Source organism: Arthrobacter sp. 05N429 (assembly GCF_056397045.1).
Genome location: NZ_JBFTMQ010000035.1, coordinates 1 through 749, shown reverse-complemented (window position 1 = coordinate 749; position 749 = coordinate 1). Strand labels below are relative to the sequence as shown.

Here is a 749-nt window from a genome sequence, read left to right as displayed (position 1 = left end):
CCGGCGCACCCAGCAAGGCCTGTCCAAACCCGAGATCATCCGTTGCCTCAAACGCTACGTCGCGCGCGAAATCTACGCCGCTCTACAACCTGCCCACATAGCAGAAGGACCTATCAAATTCTCTTGACGATCCATAGGAGCATCGATCCTTCAAGGGATGTTCCATGAGCGAATTGATCAGACGTTCAGTGCGGACAGCACTCTTGCGCGAAGCAGCTGATACTCGCTGGCGTAAGCCCGTGGCCCTCCTGGAGGTCGAACGACGACGCGGGGCTCCCCGATGATGCGGTGACTTCTGTATTGCTCTCGAGTGAGGTCGATCTCGAGGCCACCGGGAAACCGGTTCCAGTAATGGACCGCGTCCTCCTCGTTGCCGCCGCTGACGTCTGCGATGAGGAGGTCACCGCCGAGCAGGTCTTGAACGATGAGAGCTGTGGGTCCGCACTGGCCGTGTGCCGCGTTGTCGGGGTGCCACTTTGGGAGGCTCTGGGCGTCGAGACAGGTCGTATCCGCACTCCACGAAAGACGGAATGCTCGCTTGAGCTCGAGCAACGTATGAGTCATGGCGACAGCGTACCAACGGACCTATTGAACGGTGACGGATCGATGCTCCTATGGATCGTCAAGAGAATTTGATAGGTCCTTCTGCTATGTGGGCAGGTTGTAGAGCGGCGTAGATTTCGCGCGCGACGTAGCGTTTGAGGCAACGGATGATCTCGGGTTTGGACAGGCCTTGCTGGGTGCGCCGG

1 protein-coding gene is annotated in these 749 nt (G+C 58.9%); it reads right to left on the bottom strand.

Annotation, left to right across the window (positions count from 1 at the left end; all coding sequences use genetic code 11):
• Window positions 1-177 precede the first annotated feature (177 nt).
• On the bottom strand, window positions 178-564 hold the full coding sequence (locus tag AC1DF4_RS19145) for a YunG family protein (RefSeq protein ID WP_476914354.1): 387 nt from the start codon (window positions 562-564) through the stop codon (window positions 178-180).
• Window positions 565-749 lie beyond the last annotated feature (185 nt).

Coding starts and splice junctions, on each gene's coding strand:
- AC1DF4_RS19145 (WP_476914354.1), bottom strand. CDS start 564: ATGACTCATACGTTGCTCGAGCTCAAGCGAGCATTCCGTCTTTCGTGG.